The following is a 10381-nucleotide window of genomic DNA, read 5'->3' on the forward strand; positions in this document are numbered from 1 at the left end:
GTCATTAATAGTGTTAAGTCATCATTTTTTGAAGTTGAGACAAGGCAGATTCCCTGTTCTTTCAAGACTTTTTTAATTGCATCCGTTTTTTTGAAAACCAGCTTAAAGCCTGAATACATCATATCGGGCTGGTCTAGCGCATTAGCGACGTCAGGCCGACGTATTCTTTCTGAATAGATTAAGTTTGATAGATCAATATTCCCCAGGATACTCCGGCGGTTTGATTGTGCCCAACCTTTAATCTGGATAAACTCATCGCCAATATCAACGGCATCAACCACTCCAAAGGTTGATTCGGCTTTATAGTCATCCGTTAATCTATTCAACGTTTGGTAGTGCTCATCATTAGATTTTGGTTTCACATCCCAAATAGGAACATGAATTTGATCAGGAAAGGGAGTTTCAGGTGTCTGAATTTTATCTGAAACATAGATATGGGCATATCGATTGAATATAAAGTTTAGCGTTGACGCCTCCATATTAGGATACATCTTCCGAAAGAAGTCTAATTGAGGCTGTACAAGCACCGTCGTGAATGAATTCAAACCAAGGCCTGATAAAATTGCACCTCTATATCGATCACTCACCACCCAGTGGGGTGGCGTCTGGTTGGCCCCTTCCTCCAATTGATTGACCACATCACGAGTATGTAAATCAAAAATAGGAAACGCTGACTGAATCGGGTTAAACCCCCCATACGCATAAATATTAGGCATCAGAGCCATTGCGACGATCAGCCCCTTTTTATACTTGCCAAGCTGACTACTGCACCGATAAAGGCAAAATCCAACACCAGCCACAATAACAAGCGCAAGCTCTGGAGTATTTTTATCAAACCAATCGACCAACCCAAGCGCACTGGATAAGAACATGCTAACCGCCACCAGTGTCGCCAGCACTACAAGGCGCGTGCGGGTTATCATAACTTGCCCTTCCACCAGTACCACCAGCGCGAGGTAGTTTAGGGTTAGGCCAAGTAAAAATACCAATCGATTTGAAGGCACTTTGTCCAACAACAATAGCTTGGCGATCACTGCCGGGACTGGGGTGAGCATCCATAGGGTACAAAAAGTAGCAAGCACGGTTGCGCCCATTATTGCACGTCGCCCCACCGCACTCGGGTTCGGTTTCACTAAGCTTGCGACAATAATGGGCAACAAGGAACCTGCTGTGGCCACCTCACAAATATTCAGACCAAGGAGATCGCTGTATCGGGAATGAGCAATAAACGGCAACAACGAGGATAACCATAATAATCCGCTCGTTTGTCCACCTGGTGACACACGTTGGCCTGGATAGACGGTATTGATCATGACCGAGATGACATCCTGAAAATACCATAGTGTCACTCCTACACCGGCCAGACAGACCACTGCTGTTAACACAAGTTGTAATTTCGGCACTCGCCACCAACGCCACTGGTGCACAAAGAGTAGCATCACACCAAAATAAGCGATGGAGATAATAATGGGAGGATAGGTGTGCGATAACAGCCACACGCAAGCCACGTAGAACAAGAGCACATAATGCAACGCATGATGTTGCCAACGTAAAATCAACAACAGTAACCAGGGGCTAATAGCCAGTACGGGCCCAAGTGTCGTCCACCAAAATTGGCTAAAACCGGTAAAAAACAGGAGTACACTTACTGCCGCTGCATACCAAGAAACATGTGCTTTATCGACATTGAGATCACTGATCAACCGTTTAAAAAGGCATTTCCACCCCAACAAAAAAGACACAATTATCAAGCCATGATGCAGCGCAAACGCACGTGCGGGCTCGAGCAGCCAAAACGGCCACATTAAGGGCTTAAATATCAGCCCCCAATCGGCAAGCGGCACCGCATTAAAGCCGCGTAAGTCATGATGATAGGTAGAAAACTCGTTAAGACGCTCAAAGCCATTTAAAACGGCCATTTGAATATAAGGCGTCCACACTGTCCATTCATCTGTTCGAATAGGTCGTGGCGTACCTGCTAATAACCCTTCTCCGTCAAAACCGAAAAGACTCAGAGCGGCACCATAAGATGATGGCGTAAGAGCAAAAATCACAATTGGGATAAGCAGCAGCAAGCAGAATACATCAAACTTATCAAGCTTTAACACGGACTTAACCGTCATCTTTTTTTCTCCGCGTACAAGAAAACCAGCGCTGTAACGGCCGCTTGGGAGCGTGGGTCATGTCATAATCTATCGCACTAAGTAAAAGCTGAAAGCCCATAATCAGCGGCAATACCGCCAGCATCACAGTGCCGGTGGTGGCCTCATCGCCTGACACAATCGAGCCAATCCAATGCGCGCCGCCCCACACAGCTCCTATCAACATTARCAGCAGGCCTAATACCAGCTTCATACTTGCGCCGTTAAAATCGCGGAGAAAATAAGTATAAAAAACCCGTTTAAAAAATGCCTTGATATACAGCGGTGGAAAATCAACCAGCACTTTTTTTATCGACAAGTTGCTTTCTTCATCGTCATACACCGCATCCATCGGAATATCTTGTACCACTGCACGTAAGGTACCCAAGCGGAAAAGCATATCGCTTTCAAAAAAGTAGCGTTGACTGAGTTTATCTAACGGCATGAGCTGTAAGGCTTGACGATGAATGGCGGTATACCCATTAGTTGGGTCCATAACTTGCCAATACCCACTCGATACTTTATTGATAAAAGACAGCGCAGCATTGCCAAACTTACGCACAAACGGCATGGTCGTGAGCGATTCGAGAGCGAAAAAACGCGAGCCTTTGGTGTAATCCGCTTCACCGCGCAAAATGGGCGCAACAAAATGCGGCAACAACTCGGGGTCCATTTGCCCATCGCCATCAATTTTCACCACAATGTCAATGTCATCATCTAGCGCTTGTTGATAGGCGGTGACGATCGCGCCACCAACGCCCTGGTTTTGGACATGATAAATGACCTTCACGCGACTATCGGTACTGTTTTGTGACACATGGCTACCGGATTGCTCAGGACAACAATCATCTACCACATAAATGGTGTCCACATCGTCGCCAACACGCGCGATGACGTCCAGAATATGCTTTTTTACCTTATAACAAGGAATGGCGACCGCAATGCGCATACTAACTCCTAACGTACAATCACGAGCAAACCGCTAATAATCAGCCCTGCACCCAGCAAGGTGCGCCACTGAAAGGGTTCGTTGAGAAAAATCATGCCCAGCACAGGCACAATAATAAAGGCGAGTGCCATAAACGGATATGCGATAGACAAAGGGACTAAACGCAGCGCATACACCCACAAAATGGTTGCGAACCCGTAGATCACTAAGGCTGAAAACAAATATTTATTAAACACAAAGCCAATGATGGATGACCAGCTTAAAACGGTTGGAAAATACGGCGAGGCCAGCTTGAACAGAATTTGACCGGTAGAAATGCCTAGCACACACAGCAAAATGATGCTGACGTTAAAAATACTCATAATGACTCACTGATACCACCATCCAAAAACCAAGCGATTGTACGCTATATCAAGCACTAAAATCGAGCCCCTTCCTGCCACAGTCACGCACGAGTAAACGATTTGATCACTTCAACCCTAGGAGCATGGGAGAAGCAGCGTATGAGAAAAAGTAAAAGATATGTTCGCTATTTATTTTACTTCCACTGCCGTAGCGATTACAGTTTGTAGATGTCTGCATAGGCAGGCGTTTTTGTATTGACGCACAAATCACGGAGAGACTAATGAAAAAAATCGCAACAGGCGTAATTGCCATGCTGTTTGCTGCAAGCGCAATGGCAGCAGGTGAAGCCGCACCCGGTGCGGGTGCAAGTGGTAGTGCAGGTGCAGGTGCTGCTGGTTCAGGTGCTGGCGCAGCAGGTGCAGGCGCAGGTGCTGCTGCTGCGGGTGGTATCGGTGCTGCAGGCGTTGCTGGTATTGCTGCTGCTGCCGCTGTGGGTATTGCCGTTGCTGCATCAGACGATGACAACAGCACAACAACCTCTGTCAGCGCTCAGCAATAAACGACAGTATTTTGAATGGCTGCAAATGCATATTGCGGCCATTTTTTATTGAGTTAACCTAACGCCCGCCTCCTACCACTTATGACAAAAACCAATCAGGCCATTGTAGTGACGCTCATCGCCCTTATCTCGTCTGGGTGTACACAGCGCATCCAGGATCTTGGCGACTCATTTAAGTTTGCGTATCAAGGTTATCCCGACGTACGAAAAAGCTGGGACGAAATAAATGCGCTTCCCTATGCTAGCCTCTACGCCCAACTTGATAACGGTCCGCAAGGCTTTATGGTGCTCGCCTTTGTTGAGCCCAGCCAACACCCGAGCCCAAATTTAAAATGGTTATCGGGCGATAACGAAATGCTCGTGACGCGGAACGGCCGATTAGTTAAAACAGTGAATTTGACTGATGGTAATCTAACCGCCACGCACACTGACTCTCCCGATCCATTAAGCGTTGGCCTTAACACCATCACCATGCCGCACACATGGTCACGCACCATTGACTGGCAACCGGGCAACCACAGTGGCTACCGAGCTGACTCCACCTTTAAACGCGGCAAGCCACAAAATGTCTCAGTGAACGGCACGCCCGTGATAACAACGCACTATACCGAATTCGTCACCATTCCGGCACTTGATACTCAATATACCAATGACTATTGGATCGCTAACGACACGGGTAAAATCATCAAATCCTATCAGCACCTCGCACCGGGGCTACCCGCGGTGACACTGACCCATTTAAAGTCATATCAAGGGGGCGAAGATGATTAATTATCACGTGATCAAGCGCGGATTATGCGCCGTCGCCTTGCTAATGGTGATCCCAGCCAAGGCCAACATGCTCACTGCCAATCAAGACATTGCGCTGTCGTTCACGCAGCCACCGCACCTGGCTGAAGCGGTACTAACCATCACACAGGCTCAACAACGCTCACTTGATGATGTCTATTGGCCCGCCGCCGGGCTCTATCAGCAAGACAGTAAAAAAGCCAAGAATATCGCTGATTTGCAACCGGTTCGTCATCAAATCGCCGTCAATACCGGTACCGTAAAAAAACAGTGGCAAATGCTGTATCAAGCACTCAACCAAATGGCGGTTGCCGAGCGCGTGCCCGGCGCGATTGACCCAGATATCACCCGAATCACGCCCGGTGCCAACCCACGCTTAAAGGGCCAGTGGCATTTGCAGCTCCCTGAACGCCCAACAAAGGTGACAGTCCTCGGCGCGGTGAATCAACCGGGTGACTATCCTTGGGGTGAGCGACACGCGGCCAGTGACTATATCCAGCAAACCAAGACAGACACATTAGGCGTCTCTCACGTATGGGTGATCAGCCCCACCGGCGAGCGCGCCCAATACCCAATTGCTTATTGGAATAACGAGCATCACGATATCTTACCTGGGTCGGTGATTTATCTGCCTTTGTCCGAAATAGAGAGCAAGGCACAGTCAACGTCCCCTAATCAACACGTGCTGACGTATCTGCAAAATAGGTTCATTGAATAATGCGGTTTTTCTCTTCTCCCTCTCATCGCTTTTGGTTCAGCACCGTTGCATTGGCCGTAAGCAGCGCGGTATCGGCCGATACGTTTGACTACCCAGCGCTGGTGCACTCACAAACCGACTTTGGCGGTGTGGGCCTCATGCAAATGCCCACCGCGCGCACGGCTCCCGACGGGGAATTTACCCTAGGCAGTACCTACAACGAAGACTATGTGCACTTTAATACCTCGCTTCAGTTGTTTCCTTGGCTAGAAACCACCGTCCGCTATACCCAGGTTCACGACTTACTTTATAGCAATGATCCCAGTTTTAGCGGCGATACCAAATACACCGACAAAAGCATTGATGCAAAATTACGCCTGATGCAAGAAAGCTTCTGGCTACCAGAACTCGCGGTTGGTGTACGGGATATTGGCGGCACTGGCTTATTTGATGGCGAATACCTGGTCGGCTCAAAACGCGCGGGCCCGTTTGATTTCACGCTCGGCGTCGGCTGGGGTTATATGGGCAACCGCGCCAACCTCACCGGCGATAAAAACCAATCGGTGGATTGTGGTCGTGACACCACCTACTCCGGCAACGGCGGCAGTGTTGATATTAATCGCATGTTTACCGGCTGTACCGCGTTATTTGGCGGGGTGGAATATCAAACCCCCTACGCACCACTGAGCTTAAAGCTTGAATACGACGGTAACGATTACAAAGCCGACTTTATTAGCACGCGAACCGGTATTCCAATGGACGTGAACAGCCCTTGGAATGTGGGTGCCGTCTATCGCTTAGGGGATTGGGGTAGCGCACGGTTAGCCTATGAACGTGGCGCCGTCGTGACCGCCGGATTAAGCTTACATACCAACTTTAATCAGATCGACAGCTTTTGGCTTGACGATCACGCGCCAATCTATCAACCAGCCCCTACGCAGACGGACTTAAGCGACGACCAATGGCAGGCCCTGAGCACTCAACTTGCCCGAGTTGCCGGGTATCAAGATAACCAAGTGCACTTTGATGGCACCACCGTCACAGTGACGGGTGAGCAACGCAAATACCGCAACCAAGACACCGCCCAAACGCGCGCCGCCACTTTAATAGCCAATACAGGCATTGACGCCAAACAATATCGGATTATTGACCAAGCGAAACGTCAGCCCATCACTGAAACCGTGATTGATACCAACACCTATGCCGCCGTCGCCACCAACAGCTATGTGGGCGCAAACCCCAACGATGCACGCACGCGCCAGCAGCCGCAACTCACATCGGGCACCGTAAAAGCCAACCAGCGCGATAATATTGATGCGGGTCTCGCCCCTGTGTTTGTACAATCGTTTGGCGGCTCAGAAAACTTTTACATGTACTCACTGGGCGTCAGTGGTAACGCCACCGCGCGGCTAGGTAATCACCTGCTTGCGTCATCCAGTGTCTATGTGAACATTGCCGACACCTATGACAAATTCAAGTACACCGTGCCACCTGATGGCACCGATCTTAAGCGTGTTCGTACGCTCAACCGACAGTACTTAGAAGACACCGTGCGGGTCACCAACTTACAACTGACCTATCTCGATCACTGGGGCGACAATTGGTATACCCAAACCTATGGCGGCTACTTAGAAACCATGTTTGCCGGTGTCGGCGGCGAAGTGCTTTATCGCCCAATGGGCAGTCAGTTTGCCGTGGGATTCGACGCAAACTATGTCAAACAACGCGAGCCCGGCTCGGCGTTTGGGCTATTTAAAAACGAATATCAACCTGCAGAAAATGGCAACCGTGAATTCCGGGTGCAAACCGGCACCACCACCGGCCATGCCACGCTTTACTGGCAAAACCCGCTCGGCGTATTTGATGGCACCTTGGCCAAAATTAGCGCCGGTCGCTATTTAACAGAAGATATGGGCGTGACTGTTGATATCGCTAAACAGTTTGACAGTGGCATCACCGTGGGCGCATACGCCAGCAAAACCGACTTGTCCGCAGAAGAGTTTGGCGAAGGCAGCTTTACCAAGGGCTTTTATGTCTCCATTCCGTTTGACTTACTCACGATAAAACCAACCACCGCTCGGGGCGGTGTATCGTGGCAACCGCTACAACGCGACGGTGGGCAAAAACTCAACACCAAGTATTCGCTCTATGAATTAACGGATGATCGCGCCCCTTGGTTTACGCGCCCGGCAGATAGCCATTAGACTACGACATGGCATATACTACCCCACTGAGCCGTCATCCCAAAAGGATTAACCTGTGATTGTTTCATTCGCTGCTTTGGCTTTTTTATTTGCGTTATCGACTGCTTCCCTGTTTTTGCTGCGCAAAGCGGCTAAACGTGTTGGATTGGTCGACAAGCCGGATCATCGCAAACAGCACGCTGGTACCGTACCACTTGTCGGCGGTATCGCGATCTGCCTTTCTCTGGTGTATTTTTTAATCAACAACCCGTCTATTATTCCGCATAGTGGTTTGTATGCCAGCTGTATGCTGATTTTAGTGGCAATTGGCGTATTGGATGACAAGTTCGATATCGATTTTAAGCTGCGTTTTGGTGTACAAGGCGCGCTTGCTATCGCAATGATAGTGCTTGGTAACATTGAGCTTAGCCGCCTAGGCGACATTTTTGCCACGGGGCGTATCCAACTCGACAGCCTTGGCTATGTGTTAACGGTTTTCGCGGTCATTGGCGCAATTAACGCCTTTAATATGGTGGATGGTATTGATGGGCTATTAGGAGGGTTGGCGACAGTCACCTTTGCCAGCTTGGGGGCATTGCTTTATCTTAATGGCCACTTCTCTATGGCCTATCTTTGCCTAGTACTCACTGTGATTATCCTGCCCTATTTAATGTTTAACCTTGGGTTACTCGGACGAGAGCGCAAAGTATTCATGGGCGATGCTGGCAGCATGCTGATCGGCTTCACGGTGGTGTGGTTTTTATTGTTGGCCAGCCAACATCCAACCAATGCGGCTATAAGGCCAGTCACAGGGCTATGGCTGATTGCGCTACCACTGATGGACATGACAGCCATTATGTTTCGGCGCGTTAAACGTGGCGACTCGCCGTTTAAGCCCGATCGCGAACACTTACACCATATTTTTCAGCGTGTGGGGTTATCATCACGCCAAACCCTGGCGGCCATTTGCTTACTGGCCAGCAGCTTAGCCGGCATTGGCATTGTAGGCGAGCTGCTCCAGATCCATGAAACCATCATGTTTGTGGGCTTTCTAGCATGTTTTGGTGGTTACTGCCTAATGCTACGCTACATCTGGCGCATTACCTCTTTTTTTAGAGCAAAGCTGGGAAAGAACCGGTTTGAAGAAGGGGCAGGCGTTCTAGGGGCTAGAGACTAGAAACTAGAGGCTAGAGACTAGAGACTAGAGGCTAGAATTAGCAAACAAAAAATAGCAAGAATGAGCAATCTAGGTATAATGCGCGAGCATTTATTACCCATACGTATGCGTTCACATACTGAGAATCGACAGAGGGAAAAGCGTTGTTACTCATATCTCGCCAAACACTCGTTAGTAGCCTATGTTTTGCTTATTTTGCCACGCTACTTATCACACCAGACGCCTACAAATATATCGCTGTTGGGTTGGCGCTGGTTGCGCTAATCTTACTCCCCGGCACATGGAAGGCGCTAAAAAGCCGCCCCGCTCTGTTAATAGCCGGTGCATTTCTGCTTTATGTCACCGTCACCGTCGTCTTCGCCATACCAGGGGCGAATTACGAACAAATGGATATGCCGAGTCGCCTACTATTAGCGATCATGGTTTTTGCCCTGCTACTCACTACCCCGCCCTCGCTTAAAGCGGTGTTGTATGGCTGTGTCATTGGTGCGTCTGCTGTCGGGCTAATTGCGCTTTATCAACACTACATGCTCGATATTCGTGCACTGGCATCGGGCGGGTTCATGCCCATTCAAGTGGCCGGCATGGCTGCAAGCCTCAGTATTTTCAGTATTTTTGCCTATATTTACAGTTGCCAACACGCACTGCCAACATTAAAGAAACTGGCTTTTTTTGGGATCACCTTAGGGTTTATTGCCACATTATTGAGCGGAGGACGTGGCTCGTGGGTTATCACTCCCTTTGTGGCATTATGGGCCGTAATATATTACCGAAAAGCGTTTAGCCCAAAAGACTATGTCGCGATGGGGGCCAGTATCGTACTGATTATTGCCACGGCACTGGTGCCCGCGTTAAACAGAGCGGGGCTCGTATTCTCAGACTTAAACCAATACCAACAAGCCACCCAAACCATTGCGCCGACGCAAAGCACCGAGAACACACCAAGCGCCACTCCCCCCGACGCCACATCAGGAGGAGAGCAGGCGGCAAATACACCAACCGTTAGAAGCTCCTCAGGGGTACGGGTGGAATTATGGAAAACCGCCCTGCACCTATTTGCTGATAACCCAATCGCGGGAACCGGTTACACCCACTACACGCAACACAAGCAGCAGGTGGTTGATCAAGGATATGTCGACCCGATAGTGATGCACTTTAGTCGCGCTCATAACCAGTTGTTAGAAGAGCTGCAAGTGAAGGGATTAATTGGCGGCATAACGCTCCTTTTCTTGCTTATCGCACCTTGGCTCGCGACGAAAAAAGTACACGTACCCGCGCGCCCAACCAACCAACTCGCCGCGGTGATGCTACGTTGCCACGTGGTCCTGATAGCCGGTTACATGCTGACACAGCACTACGTTAACCACCATTCAGGTATTTTGTTCTTTTCGCTCGGGGTGGTGATATTTGCTAGTATGGCGTTGCGGGGAGAGGCTAGAGGCTAGAAAGATCCTAGGGGACGGAATACGGAACGCTTCGCTTACAGAATACGGAGAAGAGCGAGGCCAGGCACGATACGCTTTTTCCGTATTCGTATTCCG

9 protein-coding genes are annotated in these 10381 nt (G+C 49.4%); 6 read left to right on the forward strand and 3 right to left on the reverse strand.

Annotation, left to right across the window (positions count from 1 at the left end; genetic code table 11):
* The 3 genes from BZG79_RS06920 to BZG79_RS06930 form a co-directional block, all read right to left on the reverse strand.
* A partial coding sequence (locus tag BZG79_RS06920; protein WP_077774039.1) for a hypothetical protein occupies positions 1-2123 on the reverse strand: 2123 nt, incomplete at its 3' end.
* A complete protein-coding gene (locus BZG79_RS06925; RefSeq protein WP_077774040.1) occupies positions 2113-3090 on the reverse strand; it encodes a glycosyltransferase family 2 protein in 978 nt (325 codons plus the stop codon). The genes BZG79_RS06920 and BZG79_RS06925, both read right to left, overlap by 11 nt.
* 8 nt (positions 3091-3098) lie before the next feature.
* Positions 3099-3452 (reverse strand): EamA family transporter, encoded by a 354-nt coding sequence (locus tag BZG79_RS06930; RefSeq protein ID WP_077679579.1) that lies wholly within the window; start codon positions 3450-3452, stop codon positions 3099-3101.
* A 300-nt stretch (positions 3453-3752) separates the two neighbouring features.
* Here BZG79_RS06930 and BZG79_RS16380 point away from each other — a divergent pair, with 300 nt between their 5' ends.
* The 6 genes from BZG79_RS16380 (at position 3753) to BZG79_RS06960 (ending at position 10285) form a co-directional block, all read left to right on the forward strand.
* Positions 3753-4046 (forward strand): hypothetical protein, encoded by a 294-nt coding sequence (locus BZG79_RS16380; RefSeq protein ID WP_199877590.1) that lies wholly within the window; start codon positions 3753-3755, stop codon positions 4044-4046.
* A gap of 29 nt (positions 4047-4075) precedes the next feature.
* Positions 4076-4765, forward strand: a complete 690-nt coding sequence (locus BZG79_RS06940; RefSeq protein ID WP_077679577.1) for a YjbF family lipoprotein — start codon at positions 4076-4078, stop codon at positions 4763-4765.
* The gene (locus BZG79_RS06945) at positions 4758-5501 is read left to right on the forward strand and encodes a capsule biosynthesis GfcC family protein (RefSeq protein WP_077774042.1); all 744 of its coding nucleotides are present in this window, start codon (positions 4758-4760) and stop codon (positions 5499-5501) included. The genes BZG79_RS06940 and BZG79_RS06945 overlap by 8 nt, the downstream gene beginning before the upstream one ends.
* Positions 5501-7684, forward strand: coding sequence for a YjbH domain-containing protein (locus tag BZG79_RS06950; protein ID WP_077774043.1), 2184 nt, complete (start codon positions 5501-5503; stop codon positions 7682-7684). The genes BZG79_RS06945 and BZG79_RS06950 overlap by 1 nt, the downstream gene beginning before the upstream one ends.
* 55 nt (positions 7685-7739) lie before the next feature.
* Complete coding sequence (gene wecA / locus BZG79_RS06955; RefSeq protein ID WP_077774044.1) at positions 7740-8840, forward strand: UDP-N-acetylglucosamine--undecaprenyl-phosphate N-acetylglucosaminephosphotransferase; 1101 nt, start codon at positions 7740-7742, stop codon at positions 8838-8840.
* Between the two features lie 143 nt (positions 8841-8983).
* Complete coding sequence (locus tag BZG79_RS06960) at positions 8984-10285, forward strand: O-antigen ligase family protein (RefSeq protein WP_077774045.1); 1302 nt, start codon at positions 8984-8986, stop codon at positions 10283-10285.
* The last annotated feature ends 96 nt before the right edge of the window (positions 10286-10381 follow it).

The sequence above is a fragment of the Salinivibrio sp. MA427 genome, assembly GCF_001996115.1.
Taxonomy (GTDB): Bacteria; Pseudomonadota; Gammaproteobacteria; order Enterobacterales; family Vibrionaceae; genus Salinivibrio; species Salinivibrio costicola.